The sequence below is a fragment of the Pectobacterium sp. CFBP8739 genome (assembly GCF_013449375.1).
Classification (GTDB): Bacteria; Pseudomonadota; Gammaproteobacteria; order Enterobacterales; family Enterobacteriaceae; genus Pectobacterium.
This window is the reverse complement of the sequence record NZ_JACDRR010000007.1, coordinates 325,743-349,986: the sequence shown is the minus strand read 5'-3', so window position 1 is coordinate 349,986 and position 24,244 is coordinate 325,743. Positions and strand designations below refer to the sequence as shown.

Annotated in this window: 20 protein-coding genes and 1 pseudogene; 9 read left to right on the top strand and 12 right to left on the bottom strand. The window is 54.5% G+C overall.

Features of this window, described 5'->3' with window-relative positions:
* Positions 1–47: 47 nt before the first annotated feature.
* On the bottom strand, positions 48–617 hold the full coding sequence (locus tag H0247_RS07565) for a TetR/AcrR family transcriptional regulator (RefSeq protein ID WP_180741986.1): 570 nt from the start codon (positions 615–617) through the stop codon (positions 48–50).
* A gap of 517 nt (positions 618–1,134) precedes the next feature.
* On the opposite strand from H0247_RS07565, the gene H0247_RS07560 reads away from it, so the two are divergent.
* Positions 1,135–2,001 carry an arylamine N-acetyltransferase gene (locus H0247_RS07560; protein WP_180741985.1) on the top strand — a complete coding sequence of 289 codons (867 nt, stop codon included), beginning with the start codon at positions 1,135–1,137 and terminating at the stop codon, positions 1,999–2,001.
* Between the two features lie 590 nt (positions 2,002–2,591).
* Positions 2,592–3,020, top strand: a complete 429-nt coding sequence (locus tag H0247_RS07555; protein WP_180741984.1) for a hypothetical protein — start codon at positions 2,592–2,594, stop codon at positions 3,018–3,020.
* Positions 3,021–3,565: 545 nt separating this feature from the next.
* On the opposite strand, the gene H0247_RS07550 is transcribed toward H0247_RS07555, so the two are convergent.
* On the bottom strand, positions 3,566–4,225 hold the full coding sequence (locus H0247_RS07550; RefSeq protein WP_180741983.1) for a TetR/AcrR family transcriptional regulator: 660 nt from the start codon (positions 4,223–4,225) through the stop codon (positions 3,566–3,568).
* A 122-nt stretch (positions 4,226–4,347) separates the two neighbouring features.
* Between H0247_RS07550 and H0247_RS19800 the strand changes: the two genes are divergently transcribed.
* The 3 genes from H0247_RS19800 (at position 4,348) to H0247_RS07540 (ending at position 5,677) form a co-directional block, all read left to right on the top strand.
* Positions 4,348–4,716, top strand: coding sequence for an NAD(P)/FAD-dependent oxidoreductase (locus H0247_RS19800; protein WP_255433894.1), 369 nt, complete (start codon positions 4,348–4,350; stop codon positions 4,714–4,716).
* Between the two features lie 87 nt (positions 4,717–4,803).
* The gene (locus H0247_RS19795) at positions 4,804–5,241 is read left to right on the top strand and encodes an NAD(P)/FAD-dependent oxidoreductase (protein ID WP_255433893.1); all 438 of its coding nucleotides are present in this window, start codon (positions 4,804–4,806) and stop codon (positions 5,239–5,241) included.
* Positions 5,242–5,278: 37 nt separating this feature from the next.
* A complete protein-coding gene (locus H0247_RS07540; protein ID WP_370463315.1) occupies positions 5,279–5,677 on the top strand; it encodes an antibiotic biosynthesis monooxygenase in 399 nt (132 codons plus the stop codon).
* 103 nt (positions 5,678–5,780) lie between these two features.
* Here the strand turns inward: H0247_RS07540 and H0247_RS07535 are convergent, their stop codons facing one another.
* On the bottom strand, positions 5,781–6,683 hold the full coding sequence (locus H0247_RS07535) for a LysR family transcriptional regulator (RefSeq protein ID WP_180741982.1): 903 nt from the start codon (positions 6,681–6,683) through the stop codon (positions 5,781–5,783).
* A gap of 136 nt (positions 6,684–6,819) precedes the next feature.
* Between H0247_RS07535 and H0247_RS07530 the strand changes: the two genes are divergently transcribed.
* Both H0247_RS07530 and H0247_RS07525 read left to right on the top strand, forming a co-directional pair.
* Entirely contained in the window at positions 6,820–7,566 is a 747-nt protein-coding gene (locus H0247_RS07530) for an SDR family oxidoreductase (RefSeq protein WP_180741981.1), read from the top strand.
* Positions 7,567–7,646: 80 nt separating this feature from the next.
* Entirely contained in the window at positions 7,647–8,321 is a 675-nt protein-coding gene (locus H0247_RS07525; RefSeq protein ID WP_180741980.1) for a glutathione S-transferase family protein, read from the top strand.
* A gap of 426 nt (positions 8,322–8,747) precedes the next feature.
* Here H0247_RS07525 and H0247_RS07520 read toward each other — a convergent pair whose 3' ends face one another.
* Entirely contained in the window at positions 8,748–9,836 is a 1,089-nt protein-coding gene (locus H0247_RS07520; RefSeq protein WP_180741979.1) for an NADH:flavin oxidoreductase/NADH oxidase, read from the bottom strand.
* Positions 9,837–9,921: 85 nt separating this feature from the next.
* Here H0247_RS07520 and H0247_RS07515 point away from each other — a divergent pair, with 85 nt between their 5' ends.
* Positions 9,922–10,227: a helix-turn-helix transcriptional regulator gene (locus tag H0247_RS07515; RefSeq protein ID WP_180741978.1), complete on the top strand. Its 306-nt coding sequence runs from the start codon at positions 9,922–9,924 to the stop codon at positions 10,225–10,227.
* 156 nt (positions 10,228–10,383) lie between these two features.
* Positions 10,384–10,848: a DUF1456 family protein gene (locus H0247_RS07510; RefSeq protein WP_015840924.1), complete on the top strand. Its 465-nt coding sequence runs from the start codon at positions 10,384–10,386 to the stop codon at positions 10,846–10,848.
* Between the two features lie 104 nt (positions 10,849–10,952).
* On the opposite strand, the pseudogene H0247_RS07505 reads toward H0247_RS07510, so the two are convergent.
* The 8 genes and pseudogenes from H0247_RS07505 to H0247_RS07470 form a co-directional block, all read right to left on the bottom strand.
* A pseudogene (locus H0247_RS07505) lies at positions 10,953–11,381 on the bottom strand (transposase); the annotation flags it as partial.
* Positions 11,382–11,387: 6 nt separating this feature from the next.
* The gene (cobA, locus tag H0247_RS07500) at positions 11,388–12,221 is read right to left on the bottom strand and encodes a uroporphyrinogen-III C-methyltransferase (RefSeq protein WP_180741977.1); all 834 of its coding nucleotides are present in this window, start codon (positions 12,219–12,221) and stop codon (positions 11,388–11,390) included.
* Positions 12,222–12,246: 25 nt separating this feature from the next.
* Entirely contained in the window at positions 12,247–14,955 is a 2,709-nt protein-coding gene (locus H0247_RS07495; protein ID WP_180741976.1) for a nitrate reductase, read from the bottom strand.
* On the bottom strand, positions 14,952–19,139 hold the full coding sequence (gene nirB, locus H0247_RS07490; RefSeq protein WP_180742046.1) for a nitrite reductase large subunit NirB: 4,188 nt from the start codon (positions 19,137–19,139) through the stop codon (positions 14,952–14,954). The genes H0247_RS07495 and nirB overlap by 4 nt, the downstream gene beginning before the upstream one ends.
* 19 nt (positions 19,140–19,158) lie before the next feature.
* The gene (locus tag H0247_RS07485) at positions 19,159–19,953 is read right to left on the bottom strand and encodes an ABC transporter ATP-binding protein (RefSeq protein WP_180741975.1); all 795 of its coding nucleotides are present in this window, start codon (positions 19,951–19,953) and stop codon (positions 19,159–19,161) included.
* A gap of 10 nt (positions 19,954–19,963) precedes the next feature.
* On the bottom strand, positions 19,964–20,878 hold the full coding sequence (gene ntrB / locus H0247_RS07480) for a nitrate ABC transporter permease (RefSeq protein ID WP_180742045.1): 915 nt from the start codon (positions 20,876–20,878) through the stop codon (positions 19,964–19,966).
* A gap of 12 nt (positions 20,879–20,890) precedes the next feature.
* Positions 20,891–22,150 (bottom strand): CmpA/NrtA family ABC transporter substrate-binding protein, encoded by a 1,260-nt coding sequence (locus H0247_RS07475; RefSeq protein ID WP_180741974.1) that lies wholly within the window; start codon positions 22,148–22,150, stop codon positions 20,891–20,893.
* 672 nt (positions 22,151–22,822) lie between these two features.
* The gene (locus H0247_RS07470) at positions 22,823–24,112 is read right to left on the bottom strand and encodes a nitrate regulatory protein (protein ID WP_180741973.1); all 1,290 of its coding nucleotides are present in this window, start codon (positions 24,110–24,112) and stop codon (positions 22,823–22,825) included.
* Positions 24,113–24,244 lie beyond the last annotated feature (132 nt).

The window sequence follows — 24,244 nt, the reverse complement described above, 5'->3', positions numbered from 1 at the left end:
CAAAATTTGGATATATCAATAGAACGGGATTTTTTGAAACTCAGGCCTTAGTGAGAGGCCTGCTTCAACAACAGTTGCGCCACTTCTCTTGCGCTATCGGCCGCGCTGTCATCGCCCATCACGTGTGACATGGTGATAGCGCCCTCCATCAGAATCAGCAACTGTTTGGCCAAGGCTGACGGTTGCTCGATGTTTAATTGCCCGGTGAGTTCCAGCGTGTAATCCAGCAATTTTTGTTTATGAAGCTTTGCGATCTGGCGAACGGGATCGGCAGGGTCACCCACTTCTCCAGCCGTGTTAATAAAGGCACAACCACGAAAGCCCTCTGACTCAAACCAGCCTTTGAGTACAGTGAACATATTCAGGATGCGCTCCTCAGGGGTAATGCCTTTATCACATTCAGTTCTGAACCAGTGCATCCAGCGTTCATCACGTGCATTCAGCGCGGCGGCTGCCACGTCATCCTTGGTCGCGAAATAGCGATAAATACTTTTCCTTGCTACGCCAGAGGTCTTGACCAGAAGGTCCATGCCTGTGGCATGAATGCCGTTCTGATAGATAAGTTGCTCGGCGGTCGCAAGAATTTTTTCTCGGGTATCGTTCGGCTTTTTGTTCATGAATTAATGGTAGAACGATCGTTCTACCTAGTCAAGCGTCAGCCTGAAAACATTTTTCAAAAAGTGAAGAAGCGAAGCTCGTGCGGGAAAGACCCTCCCCTCTCAAATATGAAAACACTATTCCCATTTTAGGCCCTACACCAAGCCATAACAGGAAGTTAGAATATAGCCACTTTCAGTAAATAACGGATTTTCCGTTATTAAATAACAATAAAAAAACAATAAGTTGCCATTATTTATGGCGTTAGTATCCTTTTGAAAACCCACGCAGGATCTTTTCAAGTTAATTACCAAATGTGAAAAGGTTTAAGCTGTGATTTTTATACCCGTTGCGTTGATAGTGACGCGAAATTGAATGAAGAGTCACAACATCTCGCCCAAGCACAAGTCCGGAAGGCTTTGCACAATAAATCCTGCAAGCATGGCAGGCGCTGGCGCAGCTTCTCCTGGAACTGACGGTTTATCCTAACCAGCTGACTCGCAATCACTTTTTGTCTGAACAGGAAATTTATCTAGAATGAATCAATTAGTAGCAGCTTACCTGAATCGCCTTGGCCTTGATGCCGAGACACCGTCCCTGCAGGCACTGACCTCAATTCATCGAGCTCATGTTGAACGGATACCCTACGAAACCTTCTGGATCCACCTCAAAGAGGGATGGGGGATTGATCCACTTGAAAGTTTCAGAAGAGCAGCGACCACACGGCGAGGCGGTTACTGTTTTCAGTTGAATGGCGGCTTATACACATTACTCACTCAGCTTGGTTATCGTGTGAGTCTCAATCCTGCAAACGTCCATGGGGTTGAAGGCCCTGAACGGATTAAGCTGGAAAATCATGTCGCCATTATCGCTGAGGGGATGCCGTGCGAAAGCAATCCCCATGGCCGATGGTGGGTTGATATCGGCCTCGGCGACGCGCTGCATGAACAAATGCCTCTTATAAATGCAACCGTCCACCAGGGATTAATGAAGTTTGGAATGGAGGCCGTTGCCGAGGATGGTGTGGGTGACTGGCATCTCACTGCCGATCCATCTTGCTGGATTGCAGGTGTAAGTATGGCTGATAAGCCTACTGATATGGGGAATTTATCAGACCGCCATCACTTTAATGTGTTTTCGCCAGAGTCTGGTTATGCCAAAGTTGTCACTGCGCAACTTCGACAGCCTAACGGTAAAACGGTAATGCGAGGCTGTGTTCTTACCAAAACTGACGGCAACGTCGTGACCACGCATACCTCCGCGTCTCTACCGGAATGGCTAGACGTGCTGAGGGAAGAGTTTGGCCTGACTTTTGACAATGTTCCCGGTGAATCACTCAAAACATTGTGGTCCAGAGTACAGAAGATCCATGAGGAATGGCTTCAGTCCCGTGATAAAGGGTAAAACCGTAATCTGTTCGTTGATCCTGATACGTTAACACCCTGAATCGGTATTGCATCCGGCGGACAGCTGAAATGCTAAGAAATTGGCGCGTGCCACCTGTGAGCGACGATATGGTCGGCCACAGGTGGCAGGAGCGGCATTTTTGAACGTCGTCGTCGACATTTGCTTAGTAGACCAATCATAAGCGCTGAGCAATCTGTCGGTGTGGTATCTCGCTTCGGATCTGAGGTGGATTGCCAGTATGAAAGACTGTGGCCCGTGACGAATTATTTGAAAGCGTTATGAATCGAGTGATGGGCCGCTGTGAGCGAATAGCGGACGTTAAAATCATGGCGATAGGGATGTTATGCCACATTAGACATAACATCCCTATCGCCCCATTAGTCGTTTTTCACCATCAAGCTAGACAGGGACTTTCATCCCAAGTCTGAGAAATGAGCACGCCCCCTCACCGAATGACCCAGCAACTTGGACAGCCCCGAAAAACAACCAAAAAGAACTAAAAACAACAAAAAACATGTTTACATAGGTAAGGATTTCAAATATATTTCGGATTAACAAGGTGACACAATGAAAAACAAGGGGTAAACATGAAGATTCTTATAGATGTTGAAGATTCAGTGGTGCGTGAGATTCTTAACCATGCTAATGAAAACGACGAAGACATGGACTTCGAGGACATTGTTTCATCGCTTCTTAGTGATGCTGTTAATAGTAAAAAAACCAAAACTTTAAGCGATGATGAAATCAATGAAGTAATTCATCAGATGATTTCCTTTGCGATAAAGAACCGTAAAGAAAACAAAAGCTTCAAAGCAAATGAGTTATATTTTAAAGCCTTAAATGAATCATGGAGCAAACTGAGCCCCTCAACTAGAAAATCTTTGGGTCGTCGGTTCCGCACCACTGCTAACGAACTCTGGGATAAAGCTGCAGAGGGCGAGTTGGTAGTTGAGTTTCAAAACCGTAACATCAACAATGCAGCAGTATACGAGGTCGTAAAAAAAGTTGATTTGTAATTACTAATCAGAGTTCCCGTTACAGAAAGCCGCCAGATAGGGCGGCTTTCTTGTCGCTTGCAATCGTATTGATTTACCATAGCATCCCTTGGCCGCACCCCCGCAGGGGTCTTAAGCGCGTTTCAGCGGCCTCCTATCTGTTTAGAGCACCTTTCCTTGTCCGTATCTCGAAAAAACCTCCCTGATGATCACGGCATGTTTGCATGACTATGCGATGAGATCTGTTCTACGCGGATTAATGAATGCAAATCTTGGAAACGTCGGCTTTTGGCACGAAGTTGCCTATCCCCCATCAGACAGTTATGAGCAAGAGCTGACATTCCAGACATTTAGTCTGAAAAGCCCGTGTAAACTCAGCCAGAAAATCTCAATATGCTTCTCTGTGAATTAACGGGAAGCTGCTTTCCTGCATTATAAATCCCCGATATTTCCTTTCTCATTATTGTAATCGCCATGCTGGCTCTAACGCGTCCAGATGGCTAACGCAAGCATCACGCTTGGGCGTTACATTGCGACGAGGACGGGAGCGGGAATACGGAGCAAGATCATAGCCGCGATAGCGTACCCTGGATGCCACCGTGCGCGGCGATGAACATGGCGACGGCCGACCGACAATAAGATTCGATTTCGTTGTCGTCCTCTGCTCTGGCCTCATCGAAGCGCGCGATAATCAGAAGATCGGAGCCTTTGAAAAGCGCGGCAAACAGGCGAGCGGACTGGAGAGGATCGGGAACGTTCAGGAGCGCCTTCGCGTGCAACTGACGCAACAGGGCCTCGATTTGGGCGATGACATGAGCGGGGCCGGCTTCGTAATGGAGCTTGCTTAACGACTTTTGATTCGTCTTGTCGGCCATGACCATGGCTTCGACACTACTAACGTCTGATCTCAACAGCGTGCGAAGCAGTAATGATCCCACCGCCATCAGTTGATCTTCAACCGAACCGTCGACGCCCTCAAGAAGGGCCTGTGGTGCAAACAACTGATGGCAGCCGGCCACGATAGCCGCACTGAACAGCGCCTCCTTGTTCTCGAAGTGCCGATAGATGCTGAGCTTGGATATCTTCGCTCGCTGGGCGATTTTGTCCAATGTCGTCGCTTGAAAGCCCAATTCCACAAAGAGTTCGGACGCAGCGTCGACGATTGTTTGGCTAAGTGCCTCGTTGACGGGCCGGCCCCGCCGGGTCTGGTTGTTATTTTTGGTCACGATAAATACAGTCCTTGACAGTATCCTAATTCAGTAATTAAGATACCACGTAGTTTCGTAAATATACAAGGTGCGCCAGGTCCAGCCCATCGCCCTCCATCCACAACACGGAGCTCATCACCATGAATGACGTCATCATCATCGGCGGCAGCTTTGCCGGCCTCGCCGCCGCCCTGCAGCTTGGCCGTGCCCGTCGCAAGGTCACGGTCCTCGACACAGGCCGGCCGCGCAACCGCTTCGCTGGCCGCTCGCACGGTGTGCTCGGCCACGATGACAAGCCACCGTCCGACATCCTGGCCGCAGCGCGGCAGCAACTCGCGCGCTACCCTGCGATCAAAATGGTCAATGCGCGGGCCGAGAGCGTATCCGGCACCATCGACAATTTCTGCGTCGTCACTGACGATAACGAAAGCCTGAGGGCGCGCCGCCTGATCCTGAGCTATGGCGTCGCTGACCAGATGCCTGATATTCCTGGCTTTGCTGAAGGCTAGGGTACGTCCGTCATCCCATGCCCCTATTGCGACGGCTTCGAAGTTGCTGACCAGCATTGGGGCCTCGTCTGGTCTGGCCCGCAGTCGATGAATCAGGTCAGGCTCTTCCATGACTGGACCGACAGGTTGACTGTCTTCGGCAATGGTCACGACATCACTCCCGACATAAGGGCAGATCTAGCGGCCCGCCATGTACCTCTCGTTGATGGCCGGATCACCGAAATCACACGTCACGGGAGCCATAGTGCCACCATCAAGATCGATACCAGCCCCGATGTCGCAGTCGATATCCTATTCGCACATCCGCGTACCAGACCATCCGCAAGCCTTCATGACGCACTGGGCCTCGCCACGGTCAATACGCCAACAGGCATCGTCCTCAAGACCGACGAGCGCCGCGAAACCAGCATACCAGGCATCTACGCCGCCGGTGACCTTGCCAACCCCGGCATCCCCTCGGTCACCACGGCAATATGGCAAGGCGCGATGGCGGGTATCTCCGCCCAGCAGTCGATGCTGAGCTGAGTGCAAACAACATCGATCACCCCAGTTCAATTTCACAATAGACAGGAGTGCCACTATAGCCACCATAAAACCATTCAAACCTCTAGACGAGAAATTTCCGTTTGACCGCCAACTCGGTATCGCGGCCGCGCCTCTCGTACTCATCAACCTCTTCACGGTCGTCGATCCCGCCGACGAAGCGGGCCTCCTGGACGCTTTCAGGGCGGCTGCCGAGGTCATAACGAAGCAACCGGGCTTCATTTCCATGCAGCTACATCGAGCGATCGGCGATAGTCCGACTTACCTGAACTATGTCATGTGGGAATCCACCGAGGCGGTCCGCGCCGCCTTCACTGATCCCGAGTTCCGCGCGAAACTTCCAGCATATCCTTCCTCCGTCGTGGCCAGCCCGCACCTGTTCCAGGAGGCCGCCGTCCTCGGCTTCTGCATGGCCTGACTCCGGAGATATGGCAAAGCGCGACGGCGGGCATCTCTTAAGGGATACAGCCTAAGATTGACTAGATTTTACTAATGATTCAGATATGTCCGTTATCTCAGGCTCATTTCATTGCGTTGTAAACTTTGAATGCGGGATTTTTTTCAAAAATTTCAGCAACAAAATCCATGAACACAATCGCCCGTTTTGGTAAAAGTCGATTAGCAACATAAACGGCTTGAATGGGAACGGGCGGTGCAGTGTAATCAGTCAGTAATAGCTGTAAGTTGCCATTTTCCAGTCCCTCCTCGAACAGCCATTCTGGGCCTTGTGCGATCCCAACCCCTGCATTAACAAACTTCTGTACAGCTTCCGGTGAATTGACCCTGAGCCGACCAGAAACAGGGACATTGATATCCTGAAATCTCCAGGTAGCTCCTGTTGTTAGCAAGGTATAGATCAAACAATCATGTTTTTTTAAATCTTCTGGGGTAGTAGGGGTTCCGTGTTTAGCTAAATACTTGTTACTGGCAACACAGACTCGCTCATACATGCCAAGTCTGCGGGCACGCATAGCGCTGTCCTCCAGGTGTCCAATGCGGATTGCCAGTTCAGCCCCTTCATCAACAAGATTGATATAGCGGTCATTAATCTGTAGCTCGAGTGTTAGCTCAGGGTAGCGTTCTAAAAAATCTGGGATGTGCGGGACTAAGAATGTGTGAGCTAATGCTGTGGGGCAAGCAACGCGTAATAGCCCTGTGGGTGTAACATTTTCTCTGAAAGAAGACTCTGACTCTTCAACGGCTTCCAGAATACGCCTTGCTTCCAAATAATAACGTTCTCCTTCAGGAGTTAGGGAAAGCTTGCGGGTTGATCTGTGAAGTAATCTGGTCTGCAAATGATCTTCGAGGGTGGCAACATGGCGACTCACGTTCGGTTGCCCTAAGCCTAAATCCCTACCGGCTGCGGAAAAGCTGCCTGTTTCAGCGGTACGGACAAAGCATGTCATCAAAAGTAATCTGTCCATCCTAAAACCCATCTATGCTTTTAAAGCATGAAACATATTGAAAAATACAATCTTATCACCATCTTCGCATGAACTTATAGTGGCTATCAAATCGGTCATTCGCCGATTCCTTGATAACACTATTTGGAGATTTGAAATGTCTAGACTACAAGGTAAACGCGCACTGATTACGGGTGGTACAAGTGGTATTGGTCTTGAAACAGCGAAGCTGTTTGTTGCAGAAGGTGCACGCGTAATTGTTACTGGTGTTAACCCTGATTCTATCGCAAAGGCGAAAGTAGAACTGGGTAATGATGTGTTAGTCGTGAGCGCTGATTCCGCTGATGTGAATGCGCAGAAAGCTCTGGCTCAAACGGTTAAAGAACACTTTGGTGAACTGGATATCGCTTTCCTGAATGCGGGTATATCAATGTATATGCCAATCGAGGTATGGACAGAAGAGACGTTCGACCGCATTTATGATATCAACGTTAAAGGTCCTTACTTCCTAATGCAGGCACTGCTGCCCGTGTTCGCAAGCTCGGCATCCGTGGTTTTTAATACCTCAGTAAATGCTCACACCGGCCCCGTGAACTCTTCCGTTTATGGCTCAACCAAAGCGGCATTGCTGAACATGTCAAAAACACTTTCTAACGAATTGCTTTCTCGTGGAATTCGTATCAACGCAGTGAGCCCGGGCCCAGTTGACACACCGCTTTACGATAAGGCGGGGATTCCAGTGGAATACCATGATCAAGTGATGAAAGATATCATTGCAACCATCCCAGCAGGTCGTTTTGGTAAGCCTCAAGAAGTCGCGCAAGCGGTGCTTTATTTCGCATCTGATGAGTCCGCCTGGACCGTAGGTTCAGAAATCATCATTGACGGCGGCGTTTCAATCTAAACCATCTAAATAAGCGATATGGTTCTTCAAGCTCGCCACCTTGCTATGGCGGCGGGCTTTTATTTTATCTGGAGTTTGAAATGCCTAACCATGACCTAACACTTATTAGCCACCCTCTGTGTCCCTTTGTACAGCGTTCAGCAATCGTGTTGCTCGAAAAAAATGTGCCATTTGAACGCATAAATGTAGACCTATCAGCGAAACCTGATTGGTTTCTAGCCCTGTCACCGACTGGCAAGGTGCCAGTACTGAAAGTGCATCAAGCAAACGGTGAAGATGCCATTATTTTCGAGAGCATGGTGATCTGCGAGTACCTTAATGAAACGCAAGACGGTGCTTCAATGTACGCAGACGATGCATTAATACGTGCTAAACAGCGCGGATGGATCGAATTCGCTACGGCGATACTTGGTAATGCATGGCAATTTTTAAATGCCACAGATCAAGCTGTGGCTGACAACAAACGTGCGTCGTTCCGTAACCAGCTTGAACGTATTGAAGCTGAGTTGGGCTCGGGGCCTTATTTCTCGGGTACTAACTTCAGTATGGTAGATGCGGTATACGCTCCGATTTTCCGTTACTTCTCAATCATCGATGCCTCAGTGTCTGAGTCGATTTTTGAAGGACTACCGCGTGTTTCTGCATGGAAAGCATTACTTGCAAAAAGGGAAAGCGTAAAAGCTGCCGTATCAGCAGATTATGCACAACTTTTCCAAAATCATCTTCGTCAGCATTCAGCAATTCTCGCCGCTTGAAGATATTAACTGGGCAACCGTTGTGTACATATAAATTCGGCAAGTTGCCCCCGCAAGAAAATTATTTTCGATGCAGAGACTGCCAAAGTTTTAGGGTGTGATATTGGGTATGTAGATAAACAAGCACAAAGCAGTCTGTCGGATTAGGAATGATTCAGAGAAATGAAGGCGTCAACTCAGATCTAAGACATCGGGAGCGCGTCGCTGACGGTTCGGAAGGCGGGTATGAGCGTCGAAGGGACCGCGTTAGCGGCATCATTCATTAAAAAATTCAGGGTGTTAGGGCGCCGACGATTGGGCGCACTCAGTCAGGCGTGGCATCAGAGCTACAGAAAAATAGCTCTGTTTATCGCCGCGAAACCCGATGATTTCTTATATTAGAATACATATCACTGCCACAGAGAGAGTGCTCCGCAATGACAGGGATTAATAACGTTCCAGCCAGTGAGCGTAAGGTGCTGGCAGCGTCCACGAGGCGCGATCGATGCCCAGTTCGCGTGCAGCCTGATAGCTCCAGTGCGGGTTCGCCAAATGGGCTTTTCCTACCATCACCAGATCCAACTGACCCGATGCCACCGCCTGCTCGGCCAGCTCCGGCGTGCCGAAGCCCCAGGCAGAAGAGACAGGCAGATCGGCCTGCTCGCGTACCTGCTGTGCAATCGGTCCCATAAAGGCTGGCGCCCACGGAACATTCGCCGTCGGCGTAGAAAAACCGATACTCACACTCAGCATATCCAGCCCAGCGGCTTTAAAGCGACGTGTCAACTCAATCGATTCCTGCAAGGTTTCTTCATCACGTCCGTCAAATTCAATCACGCCGAAACGGGCGGTCAGCGGCAGGTGCTGCGGCCACACGTCGCGAACGGCAGCCAACGTTTCCAGTAGAAAACGGCTACGGTTGTCAAAACTGCCGCCGTATTGATCGTTACGCTTGTTGGAATGAACGGAGAAGAAACTCTGTGCCAGATAACCGTGAGCAAAGTGCAGTTCCAGCCATTCAAACCCGGCTTCAAGCGCACGGCGAGCCGCGGCAACAAAGTCGTCACGAACGCGAGCGATATCTTCCAGCGTCATTTCCTGCGGCTGCTTCGACAGATTCGCGCCGAAAGCTTGCGCGGTTGGGGCGATGGTCTGCCAGCCGCGTGAGTCGCCAGCAGGGATATGGTCGTCGCCTTCCCAGGGAATGTTGGCGCTGGCTTTACGTCCAGCGTGTGCAATCTGAATGCCCGGCACGGCACCTGCATCTTTAATGGATTTGGCGACCTTGGCGAACGCCTGCGCCTGCTCATCGTTCCAGATACCCGTGCAGTGCGGTGTGATGCGGCCTTCAGGTGCAACAGCCGTCGCTTCCACGATAACCAACCCAGCACCACCGCGCGCCAGTGCGGCATAATGCACCTGATGCCAGTCGTTGATCAGGCCATCATTCGCGGAATAGGTACACATTGGTGGAACGGCAATGCGGTTGCGTAACGTGATGTCTTTCAGTTTGAAGGGTTGAAACAGTGCGGACATAATTTCCTACCTTATCTGGTTACTTCGATATTTCGATATTATTCGAATAATGGATTTTAGACAACCCTAACGCTATAATTCATTCATGAGACCTTTTAAGCACCCTACACCCGAAGAATTTACCCTTGAGCGCGTCCTGTATGCCTTGAGCGATCCTGTACGCTTATCCATTGTGCGTTGTTTATCCGTACAAGAAGAAGCAACGTGTAGCGAACTTGACGGCGGTCGGCCAAAATCCAGCGTATCCCACCATTTTCGCGTGTTGCGCGACTCAGGCCTGCTGCATACCACCAACATCGGCACGACGCACATCAACCGACTGCGCCGCAGTGATATGCAACAGCGTTTCCCCGGCCTGCTCGACGCTATTCTGTCGCAAGCCGCAGAATAACGTTACTGACGGGGCAGAGACATCACGACGGAATCTGCATAGTGCACCGTGGTCGAAAAGTCGTTTCACTAATTCCACGATCGTTTCTGCATTTCTCCGCCGTTCCCTTTATACTGTGCGTTTTGTACCAAGACGAACGGCGAGACCCTTTCCGTAATGATGAATAACGATGTCCTGCGCAGCGTGCGCTATATGCTGAATTTGAACAATGACCACCTGCTGAAGATCCTAGCGCTGGTGGAGATGACCGTCCCTCCCCAGCAGTTGGCGAGCTACGTCAAAAAAGAGGGTGAGGAAGGCTATCAACCTTGCCCGGACATCGTGATGAGTTATTTCCTGAATGGACTGATTCTGCAAAAACGCGGCAAAGATGAAAACCAGCCTGCGCCGCAGTTTGAGCGCAAGATGACCAACAATATTATTCTGAAAAAACTACGTGTCGCGTTTTCATTAAAAACGGATGATATTCAGGCGATCCTGCTGGAGCAAAATTTCCGCATTTCAGTGCCGGAAGTGACCGCGATGATGCGCGCCCCTGACCACAAAAACTATCGCACCTGCGGCGATCAGGTGATCCGCTACTTCTTGAAAGGGCTGACGGCGCGAGTACGCAAAGGCTAACCGCAACGCGTTAGCGAAAGGACGTGAGCGTTGCTCGGCTGATCTTTTTCTGTAACAGGCATCAGCAACGCTCAGTTTTTCGTACCGATTCTTTTCGTACGCTATCAATGCTGAGTTTCATGCAGGATAGCGGTGACCAGTTGCTCCAGCTCTTCTTCCTCAAGCTGAGTGACCTGCTGCACGCTATTCTTATCCATTCCCGTTAGCAATAAATTACGGGCAATTTGTCTGGCACTGCTTTTCATCCCTTGTTCAATGCCCTGCTCTAATCCTTGCTGAATACCGCCTTGCTGAATACCGCGTTGGATTCCTTCCTCGAATCCCATTTTTTTCAATTGTTCTGCAATCGTCATAATGTCCTCCTGACCGGTTGATAGCGGTGCTGCCAGTGCGTCAATGAAATCTACGGGTTTGGATGTGTTTCCCGCTTGTGCAATGTAAAATAACAGCGCCCGACGCTGCGTCAGCGGCACCGACCAGCGTTCAAATAGTAACCCAATCTCACGCGCCAGCTCCAGCATATCACGGAGCCGTTGCCGTCAGGCGGCTTGATGTTTTTCCATCGTCAGCCGCGCAGGAGCCGCGTCAACGTGCAGCGCAGGATGACGGCAAAAGCGGACGACGTCACCGACCACCAGCAGGCTAGGCGACTGTGGCTGATAGCGTGCCAGCAGCGCTGGTAAAGTCGCCAGCGTTGCAGTTAATAAGCGCTGATCCGGCTGGGTACCGCGTTCGATAATCGCGACGGGCGTCTGCGCGGACAGCCCGTGCTCGATCAAGCGCTGACAAAGCCGGCTGCTGTGGCTCAGCCCCATATAGAACACCAGCGTTTGCTGGTTGTCCGCCAGCGTCGGCCAGTCTAATTGCGGTTCGCCATCGCGCGAATGACCGGTCACGAAGCGCACCGACTGCGCACAGGCGCGGTGAGTCAGCGGTAGCCCTACGGCCGCCGCACAGCCGGTCGCGGCAGTAATACCCGGCACCACGTGGCAGACAATTCCGGCCTGTTGGGCATAATCCATCTCTTCACCGCCGCGGCCAAAAATAAACGGATCGCCACCTTTCAGACGGATCACTCGTTGCCCAGCCTGCGCCAATTCGACCAACAGCTGATTGATTTTTTCCTGTGACAGGCGGTGACAACCGCGCGTTTTCCCAACGTCGATGCACAACACCTGCTCCGGCACCAAATCCATAATCTCCGCCGACACCAGCCGATCGTAGACCACCACATCCGCCTGCTGGATTGCCCGCAGCGCCTTCAGCGTCAGCAGTTCCACATCGCCCGGCCCTGCACCTACCAGCCAGACTTCACCGCCGAGTACAGGCTGACGCCGTTGGCCCTGCGCCAATATTGATTGTGTTGTCATCATGTCACACCTCATTACGCCGTGGCGCTCAACCTGCTTTCTTCAGTTCATTGATCGTTATCGGTACATGCTGACTCAATAACGCCTTCAGTTCGGGGATACAGGAACCGCAGTTAGTGCCACATTTCAGCGCACCGCCTAGCGCTGCCACGCTGTGGCAGCCTTGACGAATCGCGCCGACGATAATCGCTTCACCCACGCTATAGCAGCTGCAAATCGTTGCACCTTGCTGCGCCTGCCCCTGCGGTGCCTGCCCCGCCAACAGCGCATGCCGCTCGTGCGGTAGCTGTGGTGGATGGATAAACGCCTGACACACCGCATCGCTGTCGATACGCAGCGCCTGTGCACTGACATAGCAGGCCAGTACCACGCGGTCATCACGCCAGCCAATCAGGTGAAAGATGCCGTTACCCTGTGCAATCTGACACTGCATGTTTTCCAATCCATAATGCTCGGTCAGCCATGCCTGCCAATCATCTACTGGCACGCGGTCGGCAAACAGATACTGCGTCACGCTCTCATGAGGCACTTTGCTCCAGTAGGTGGCGGGCGGCGGCAGAACGTCATGCTCTGCGGGTAACGTTAATGGCGCGGTAGGTAGCTCGTCAGCAAAAAACAGCATTGCCTGCCAGGCGGTATGCCAGGGTTGGATACGCACCCGACTGTGCTTGCTTTCCGGCTGGCCGGAATACGGATCGGTAATCGGCGCCACTAAACTGTCAGCCCGCGCCTGAGCGCTGAACTGCTGATTCCAATGCATCGGCACAAACACGCTACCGCGCACCTGTCCAGCGTCAATCCGCGCCCGCGCCAGCATCCAGCCGTGCACCGACGACAGGCGTACCAAATCGCCCGCCTGAATGTCATGCGTCTGCGCATCCTGTGGATGCAGCTCGCAGTACGGTTCGCTGATATGACGCATCAGCCGAGCCGCTTTGCCCGTACGCGTCATGGTGTGCCACTGATCGCGAATACGCCCAGTGTTCAGTATCAGCGGATACGCCGCGCTCCACGGGCTTTGCGGCAGCGACGGGGTTACCGCCACCAGACGCGCTTTGCCATCGGCATGCCAGAGTCGGCCATCGTCACCCAGTCGGGCGCGCCCGTGTGGGTATGTCGCATTCACCGGCCACTGTATCGGCTCCAGTTGCTGCCACTGCTGATTGTTGAGCGTCGCCAGCCCGCTGATATCAAACGCACGGCTACCGTTATTCTCAAACCCAGACAGCGCGGCATGTTCACGAAAGATCTCCGCCGGATGCTGATAAGCAAATGCCTCGGCAAATCCCATACGCTGCGCCACCTGACTCAGGATCCACCAGTCGGCTTTGGCTTCCCCCGGCGCAGACAGAAAGGCACGCTGGCGAGACAACCGGCGTTCGGAATTGGTTACCGTGCCGTCTTTTTCCCCCCACCCCAGCGCGGGGAGTAAGATATCAGCGGTTTCTGCGGTATCCGTATGGCGCATCACTTCGGAGACGATTACCAGCGGGCAGCGTTCCAGCGCCTGTTTCACTCGGTCAGCGTCCGGCATCGACACCACCGGATTAGTACCCATGATCCACACCGCTTTAATCTCGCCGCGTTCAACCGCGCGAAACAACTCCACGGCATTCAGGCCGGGTTGCGTCGCCACATTATCGCTCTGCCAAAAGCGCCCTACGCGCTCGATGTCCTGCGGTGTAAAACCCATGTGGCTAGCAAGCTGATTAGCTAGCCCGCCGACCTCTCGCCCACCCATCGCATTTGGCTGTCCGGTTATCGAAAAGGGGCCGGAACCCGCTACGCCGATGTTGCCGCTCAGCAGGTGAGCATTGATGATCGCGTTACATTTATCGCTGCCCGAGGATGATTGATTAACACCCTGCGAATAGAGCGTGACCACTTTATTGCTGGTGCTGAACAGGTGGTAGAAACACTCGATATCGGCTTCATTTAACTGACAAAACTCCGCCACGTGCGCCACCGACCACGTCTGCGCCGACTGTAATGTTTCTTCTACACCGGAAAAACGCTCGACCCATTCGGTGCGATCGATGCGTGGATCTTGTGCAATCCACTGCAACAGGCCGTTAAACAGTCCCGCATCGCTGCCAGGCTGCAACGGTAAATGCAGATCGGCAATGTCGCAGGTGGCGGTACGTCGAGGATCGATCACCACCACCTGCATCTGCGGTCGCTGTTGTTTCGCCTGCACCAGCCGCTGATACACCACCGGATGCGCCCAAGCCGTGTTAGAACCGACCAGCACCACCACATCCGCCAGTTCGATATCTTCATAGTTACAGGGAACCGCGTCTGCTCCCAGTCCGCGCTTGTAGCCGATCACCGCAGACGCCATGCACAACCGCGAATTGGTATCCATATTGGCGACGCCAATAAAACCCTTCATCAGCTTGTTGGCAACGTAGTAATCCTCCGTCAACAGCTGGCCTGAACCATAAAACGCTACCGACTGCGGGCCGTGCTGCTGCATGGTCGCCAGCAGCCGTTCGGCTACCGTATCGAGAGCCTGATCCCAGCTCACGCGACGCCCTTCCACCAGCGGCCACAGCAGGCGGCCGTTCAAATCCAGCGTCTCTCCCAGCGCGGAGCCTTTGACGCACAGCCGACCCAAATTCGCCGGATGGGCAGGATCCCCGCTAATCTTTACCGCACCTTGCCCATCGTGTTCTGCCAGCACGCCACAGCCGACGCCACAATAGGGGCAGGTTGTCCGACAGACACGCGCGGTCATGATGCTTTCGCCATAGCAGTGTCTGCCAGACCGACGCTTTCAGGTACGGCCAGCGGTTGACGGCATACCCAAATCTCGTCGTCTTCCACACGTACCGGCCAGGCACGCACGTATAGCGCGCTGTCATCCGGGCTCACGCCATCCCGCAGCTTGAAGCGCTTTTTGTACAACGGAGAAATCACCACCGGTTCGCCCGCCACGTCACCGATCAAGCCACGCGACAACACATTCGCCCCGCTGCCCGGTTCATGGTTTTCCAACGCGTACACCTGCTGCTCGCTCCCCGGCAAGTGGAACAGCGCGATTTGCTGCTGCCCGAGACGCGCCGCCATGCCAGCATGACGCGGAATATCGCCCAACGTCGCCACCTGTACCCACTCCGCTTCATGCGCGGCGGGCTTCAGGGCAACCAGCTCTGGCGAGACCGCTTTCTCATGCCCCTGCGCCGGACGAATTTGTCCACGCTCAGGTACCATCACCACCGCTTCATCCGGACTATCGCTGTTCAGGAAACCGCGGAATAGCGCCAGACGTTCCGGGCTTTCCAGCGTGGTTTGCCATTCGCACTGGTAGGCCTCCACCACGCGCTGCATCTCTTTATCTAATTCTTCACCAATATTCAGGCTGTCTTCCAGAATCACCTGACGCAGATAGTCGATACCGCCCTCCAGATTATCCATCCAGGTGCTGGTACGCTGGAGACGATCGCCGGTGCGGATATAGAACATCAAGACCCGATCGATGGTGCGTAGCAGAGTTTCCGTATCCAGATCGCTGGCAAAGAGATCCGCATGGCGCGGTTTCATGCCACCGTTGCCGCACACGTAAAGGTTCCAGCCTTTATCGGTGGCAATCACGCCGATGTCCTTGCTCTGCGCCTCCGCACATTCGCGGGTACAGCCCGATACCGCCATTTTGATCTTATGCGGCGAACGCAGCCCCTTGTAACGGTGCTCCAGTTGGATCGCCAGCCCAGTGGAATCCTGCACGCCATAGCGACACCAGGTCGATCCCACACAGGATTTCACGGTACGCAGCGATTTACCGTAGGCGTGACCAGTTTCAAACCCGGCATCGATCAGCTCGCGCCAGATCGCGGGAAGCTGCTCTAAGCGCGCGCCGAATAAGTCCACGCGCTGACCGCCGGTGATCTTGGTGTACAGGCTATAGCGCTGCGCCACCTGACCGATCGCGATCAGCCCTTCCGGCGTGATCTCCCCTGCCGGCACGCGCGGTACGACGGAATACGTACCGTCTTTTTGGATGTTGGCGAAGAAACGATCGTTGGTATCCTGCAACGGCAGGTGCTGCGGTTGCAGCAGATAGTCATTCCAGCAGGACGCCAGCATCGACCCCACCAGCGGCTTACAGACTTCGCAGCCTAAACCGTGGCCGTAACGCGCAAGGAGGCTGTCGAACGAGCGGATCTCATGCACACGAATCAGGTGATACAGCTCCTGACGCGAATAGGCGAAGTGCTCGCAAATATCCTTTTTCACTTCGACACCCAGTTGCGTCAGTTCATACTCCATTACCTGTTTCAGCAGCGGCACGCAGCCGCCGCAGCCCGTTCCCGCTTTGGTACAGGTTTTCAGCGCGCCCAGTTCACCGCAGCCGTCCGCCACCGCCGCCGAGATATCGCTTTTGCTGACGTTATGGCAGGAACAGATCTGTGCACTGGCGGGTAACGCCGCCACGCCCAGTCCTTTCGGTGCATCGCCAGCACGCGCGGGCAGAATCAGACTTTCCGGCTGTGCGGGCAGCGGCATATCGTTGAGCATCATTTGCAGCAACGTGCTGTAATCGCTGCTGTCGCCAATCAGTACCGCCCCCAGTAAACGCTTGCCGTCAGCGGAAACAACGATTTTCTTGTAGATCTCGTTCGGGCCGTCCGTCCACTGGTAGCTTTGGCTGCCCGCCGTGCGCCCGTGCGCATCGCCAATCGAGGCGACATCAACGCCCAACAGCTTCAGCTTGGTGCTCATGTCCGCGCCGGTAAAGGGCGTGTCGCGCTGCGCCAGCGTATCCGCCACGCTGCGTGCCATCTGGTAGCCCGGTGCCACCAATCCGAAAATCTGGCCTTGCCACAGTGCGCACTCGCCGATGGCGAAAATCGCGTCGTCCGACGTCTGGCAATGGTCATCAATCACAATGCCGCCGCGCGGTCCTTTCTCTAAATCACCACTGTCTGCCAGCTTATCGCGCGGGCGAATCCCGGCAGAAAACAGCACCAGATCGGTTTCCAACACGCTGCCGTCCGCAAAGCAGAGACGATGCAACGCCTGCTCGCCGTCGGTGATCTCGCGCGTTTCTTTGCTGACATGAATCTGTACGCCCAGCGCTTCAATCTTGCGCCGCAGCATGGTGGCACCGCCGTCATCGAGCTGCACCGCCATCAGACGCGGCGCAAACTCCACCACATGGGTATCCAGCCCCAACTGACGCAGGGCGTTTGCCGCTTCCAGCCCCAGCAAGCCGCCACCGATCACCACACCGGATTTCGCCTTTTTCGCCTGTGCCGCAATCGCATCCAGGTCGTCCAGCGTGCGATAAACCAGACAGCCGGGGCGCGTATTGCCGGGAATCGGCGGCACAAACGCATAAGAGCCGGTCGCCAGCACCAGCTTGTCGTAGGCGGTTTCTCGGCCCTGCGCATCACACACGCATTGACGTTCACGGTCGATAGCCACGATCTCACTGGCGCTGCGCAGCTCGATACCGCTCTCGGCAAAAAAGCCGTCTTTTACCAGTGACAAAGAAGCGGCGCTGCGGCCGGAAAAATACTCGGAGAGGTGAACGCGGTCATAGGCTTCATGGCGTTCTTCACCAAATACGACAATGTGGTAATGCTGATGCAGGTCGCGCTCGACCAGCTGTTCAAGAAAATAGTGGCCGACCATACCGTGGCCGACGACCACCAAAATAGGTTTGCTCATGACAGGAATCCTTACAGCTTCAGGCTGTGGGTCAGAATCAGGGGAAGAAAGGCCGAAAAGCAGCGAGGCAGGCGGAAGCATCTTGCCTTCTGTAGAGCTCTCCATTGTGGCCAGCAGACGCTGGCTGTCGTCGGTATCGCCATACAGCAGAACACCGCTCAGCCGCCCGTCGCGAACGAGCAGACGACGGTAGTGCTGCGTCTGCGGATCAAACAGGGTGTACACCTCATCATCCGATGTAACGTTAATATCGCCGCCGCTGACCACGCCAATACCGGTGACCTTCAGCCGCGTCGCCGCCTGTTCACGCTGATAATCTTTCGGTGTGTGTCCGGCCAGGCGCTGTGCCACCAACGTGGCATGGGCGAAACACGGAGCAACCAGCCCGAACGTTTCGCCATTGAGCTCACAGCACTCGCCGATCGCGCTGATGTACGGGTCGGCAGTTTGCAGTTGACCGTCCACCAGCACACCGCGGTTACAGGGCAAGCCGCACTCGCGTGCCAGTTGGCTGGCGGGAATCACGCCTGCCGTCACCACCACCAGCCCGGCGGGGATCGTGCGGCCATCCGCCAGTGCAACGGCCGTGACGCCATGTTCATCACCGTGCAGCGCCACCACCTGCACATCCGTTTCACAGGCAATACCGCGGGCACGCAGGCTGTCGCAAAGCAGGCCGCTCGCCGTCGCGTCCAGTTGACGCTCCATCAGCATCGGGGTGCGGTGTAATAAAGTGACATCGGCACCGCGCAGTTTCAGCGCGGCTGCCGCTTCAATCCCGAGCAAACCACCGCCAATCACCACCGCAGGCACGGATTGGCGAATCGTCGTCAACATCAGCTCGACATCATCCAGCGTGCGGAAGCCGCATACGCCCAGCAGATCGATACCGGGCATCGGTGGCATAAACGGCGTAGATCCGGTCGCCAGCACCAGATGATCGTAATGCAGTTGCCGCTGCGTCGTTGTCACCTCACGCTGCTGGCGATCGATGTGGGTTACCCGCTCACCCAACAGATAACTCACCGGCAGCGCCGCATCATCATCGATAGCCGCAGGCATCAGCAGCGTATCCGTAAACGCTTTTTCGCCGCTCAATACCGGCGACAGCAGGATGCGGTTGTAGCTGGCGCGCGGTTCATCACCAATCACGGTGATGCGGTAGCGCGTCGCAGCCAGTTGCCGCAACGTATCGACAAATCGCGCACTCGCCATCCCGTTACCAATCACAATCAGATGCGGTTTCATCATCGTTCCGGCCTCGCTGTCAGGCTGCTTTAGGCTGTTTTTCATATAAGAAATGCAGCACCTGCTGACGGTAGTGGTGGTAGCGTGGATCGTCAGCCAGCGTGACGCGCGAACGTGGACGTTCCAGCTCGACCGTCATGATTTCACCGACCGTCGCCGCCGGGCCATTCGTCATCATCAGCACGCGATCCGACAGCAGTACCGCCTCGTCTACGTCGTGAGTAATCAGCACAATCGTGGTTTGCAAGCGTTGCTGAATTTCCATCACCGCATCCTGAAGGTGCGCACGCGTCAGCGCATCCAACGCGCCGAACGGTTCATCCATCAGCAGCACTTTCGGCTTCATCGCCAGCGCGCGGGCAATCCCCACACGCTGTTTCATCCCGCCGGAGATCTCATTCGGCCGCTTGTTCAGCGCGTGTCCCATGTGCACCAGCTCCAGATTGTGGGTAATCCATTCGTGCATCTCGTGCTTGTTCATCTGCCCGCGAAATACCTGACGTACCGCCAGCGCAACGTTTTCGTAGGTGGTCAGCCACGGCAGCAACGAGTGGTTCTGAAAGACCACGCCGCGCTCCGGCCCTGGGCCGTCGATTTCACGGTTGTCACACAGCAGGCCGCCGCTGCTCGGTAGCGTCAGACCGGCAATCAGATTCAATAACGTGGACTTGCCGCAGCCAGAGTGGCCGATCAGGCTGATCGTCTCACCGGTATGAATGTCGAAACTCACCTGATCGAGCGCCAAAAACTCACCACTGGCGGTATTGAAACGCTGGCTCACCTGCTGCACTTGAATAATCGGTGTTGTACGCATGGTCGGCTCCTTAGCGGTTGTCATAGCTGAAACGGTTAGCAATCCACATCAGTCCCTGCTCAAGCAGCAGACCGATAACGCCAATCACCACGATGGCGATGATGATGTTTTCCACATTCAGGTTGTTCCACTCATTCCAAATCCAGAAGCCGATACCCACGCCGCCCGTCAGCATCTCTGCGGCGACAATCACCAGCCAGGCGACGCCAATCGACAGACGCACGCCAGTCAATACGTTAGGCAGCACCGCAGGCAGCAGAATCTTGCGCATGATGGTGAATTCGGAGAGCTTTAGTACACGCGCCACATTCAGGTAATCCTGCGGGATACGACGCACGCCCTCGGCGGTATTGAGGATCATCGGCCAGATAGAACAGATGAAAATGGTCCAACTGGATGCTGGTTCCGCGCGCTGGAACAGCAGCAGACCGATAGGCAACCACGCCAGCGGGCTGACCGGGCGCAGCAGCGAAATAATCGGGTTGAGCATAGTGGCCAGAAAGGTAAAACGGCCAATCAGGAAACCGGTGGGAATGCCGACCAGCGCCGCCAGCCCAAAACCGATGCCGACACGTTGCAGCGAGGCCAATACGTTCCAGCCGATACCCTGATCGTTCGGCCCGGCAATGTAAAATGGATCGGCGAAGAGGCTGAGCGCCGCAAGCCAGGTCGCCCACGGCGTCGGGAAATTTTCGCTGTTGAGCGCGGCAATCTGCCAGACCGCCACCAGCAGACCTAGCCCCAGAACCGCGGGAAAAAGCTGCTGAAACAGCTTACGCAGCCGCGGGCGGTAGGCAAAAGCCGGTGCTGCCGGTGCTTTTTCAGGTGCTGCCGGTTTGGTTGGCAGCGGCATAATTTCAGCGTTGTGCACCGTTTTCGGAGCGTTATCCGCAGTAATCGGAATGATTTGGGCCTGGTTTTTCATCATCAACCTCACTTATTTCTTCACGCTAAAACTGTTGGCATACCCCGCTGGATCGCTACCGTCCCAGCGGCGGCCGTCGATAAGCACGCTGCTGCGCATGTCGTTACTGGGCAACGGCACATTCCCCACGGCCTCGGCCGCCTGCTTGTAGATATCAATGCGGTTAACCTGCTTCGCGACAGCCAGATAGTCCGGTTCTTCGGTGAGCAAGCCCCAACGTTTGTGCTGGGTGAGGAACCACATGCCGTCGGACAGGTACGGGTAGTTCACGGAACCGTCGTGGTAGAAACGCATCGCGTGTTCGTCTTTCCAGCTTTTCCCCAGTCCGTTTTCGTACTGGCCCAGCATGCGTCCGACAATAGTGTCTTCTTTGGCATTGATGTACGCGCGTCCGGCAACGACGCCTGCCGTCTCACGGCGGTTGTCGTCCGAGGCGTCAATCCAGCGTGACGCATCGAGAATCGCGGCAGTCAGCGCGCGGGCGCTATTGGGGTTGGCGTTTACCCAGTCGGCACGGGTACCCAGCACTTTTTCGGGATGATCCGGCCAGATGTCTTGCGAGGTGGCGGCGGTAAAGCCGATTTTTTCGCTGATGGCACGCTGGTTCCACGGTTCGCCGACGCAGTAACCCACCATGTTGCCAATCTTCATGTTCATCACCATCTGCGGCGGTGGCACCACCACGGTGCGCACGTCGTTCAGCGGGTTGATCCCAGCAGAGGCTAGCCAGTAGTAGAGCCACATGGCGTGTGTGCCGGTCGGGAAAGTTTGTGCGAAGGTGTAGGTGCCTGCTGGGCTGGCGGCGATATATTTTTGCAGCGCCGCAAGATCCGTGATATTGGCTTCACGCAGTTGGTTTGCCAGCGTGATGCCTTGTCCGTTCTGGTTGAGCGTCATCAGTGCTGCCATATTGCTCTGCGCTCCGGACAGCCCCATTTGCAGACCGTACAGCTGCCCATACAGAATGTGGGCGGCATCCAGTTCACCCGACACCAGTTTGTCGCGTACCGCCGCCCAGTTGGCTTCTTTGCTGGGAACAATCGTGATGCCGTATTTCTTGTCGAAGCCTTTCACTGCGGCCATCACGACCGAGGCGCAGTCCGTCAACGGGATAAACCCGACTCGGATTTCCTTTTTCTCCGGCGCGTCGGAACCTGCGGCCCAGGCGCTATTCATCAACCCTGGCAGCATCAGGCTGCCGCCCAGTGCAGCACTCCCCAACAGAAACTGGCGGCGAGAGACAGACATGCATTTGGTTTTGGAATCACTCATCAACGGCACCCTTGCGCAAAACACCTTTTCAGGCGGTAAAAAACAAAAACGGCGTCCACAAGCCCATGCAGAATCTGCACGCTTATGGACGCCGTTGTCCGATTAACACCTTCCGCACCGCCATTGGCCCGAAACGCATTATGAATGTTTGGTTGTTGCTAATGAGTTAAAGCAAGGTTTGTGCCAGATGTCACAGTTTTACATATTGCCGAGGGGGATGGATTAACCAAGACGTGAACTGAAATTTCGGTAACCACATGTAAATTATGATGATTATTTCGTGCGCGAGAATATTGCCATTTCTATGCTACGCCGTAGCACGCGCCCGACACGGGGCGCTCAGTCGCCGCCGCCCCGTGACCCGCGGCTTTTTCGCGAGAAATAACGTCGCTACGCGATACCTTCAGAAAAAACAGCCTCTTAACGGACCGCCGTTGACGCGTTCCCGACGCGGCAACGGCTTTCGCGGCTTCCCTGCCGCTCATCCTAAGACTGTTTTTCCTTCAGCGTTATTTACGCTCATCACAACACAACGACAGCGAGAACCCGCTACGCACGAAACCACTTCCCCCCCTCAGTTACTCCGCTATTTATTCCACGATTTCCTCTTCACAAGACGGCGTCTTGCACCGCTAACTGGCAGAACACGCACAGTTCATGTGCATATACCTCTTAAGGGGTATCCCCGAATACATCGGCTACCGCGAGCATCGCGGTGGCGATGTCGATCAGCTTTTTATTCTGGCTCATCGCCATGCGGCGCAGGGTTTTGTAGGCCTCCTCTTCGCTTAATCCACGATGCTGCATCAGCAAACCTTTCGCGCGATCGATCTGCTTTCTTTCATTCAACGTGGCTCGCAGCGCAGCCAGTTCATGATCCAGTGCCTGTAAGCGCCGCGATTGTTGCTGCACCAGCGACAGCAGCGATCGTCCCAGCTGTGGGCTCACGCCATCGCTATGTAGCCAGCCGGGAGGGGCGTTCTGCCCTTCCACATCATGACCGGCGATAAATATTGAATAGCCAGGATCGTCCTTCTCCTGCTGCGCCATCAGTTCTTCGAGATCCGCCCGTTGATCGCGGCATGCCTTCTCCGCTGCCGCAATACGGGTGCGGCAGCGCTGCATCAGCGTCTGCTCAAGCTCATCTTCCATCTGCTTCATTTCATCGATGCGCCGCGTGGCAATCGAAAACCAGTGCAGACTATCGGCCTCCGACAGCTTTTCTATCGGGCTGCGGGTGCACACAATGCGGCGCAGGCGCTCAAATTCGCTGTCTATCGCAATAGCATTCCAACGCTGCTGGTTTTCTTCATCGCTAAAACTGAGAAAGGTATCGAAACAGCGCTCCTGTCGTTCAATTAAATCCAGCAGCTTTTGCCGGGTTTCCTCATCAACACTGCCCGCACCATAGGCCGCCGCGCCAACCGCACGCTCCTGCCCTGCCAGCTCTTTTCCCTGCATAAAACTGAACATGGCAATCAGCGCGCGGGAAATCCCCGGATCGGCTGCCGTATCCGACACCTCAAAAACCAACGCTAGCAGGTTACGAACAATGTCGTTGAAAAATGTCATCGCCTGCGGCTGAGGTAACAAGCGCTGGCGAATCTGCTGGCGCAGCGCGGGCAGCAGGCTCAGCGCATAGACCACGCTGGCGACACGGCTGAACAGACGGCTCGCCTGCGGCAATTCCGCCGTCATTTTTTCCAGTCCGGCCAGATGTGTCATCAAATGCGTCTGCGCCGTCTGCACGTCTTTCTCACGTAGCGCCAGTTCGTCAGCGAAAAAGCGGCCGTCGGAGCACAGAAACAGGTTGGCCGTTCCCCGCTCGCGCTGCAATAGATGCACGAGTTGGCTGATTTTCCCCACCAGTTCACCACTTTGCAGCAAGTAGCGCAGGCTGTTCAGCTCACACTGGCGCGAGGCAAGTAAAAATCGAATTGTCGTTGAAGGCTCCGCCACCATCGCTGTCTCTCCAGAAAAAACCTTGCTCGGAAATATGCAATTAGCGCGCCAGTCACCTCGGCTCATATTGATTGGGAAGCAAGGACATAGCGTCCGCACGGTGACTGCCGTTTCTGCGTCCGTTTCACCTCA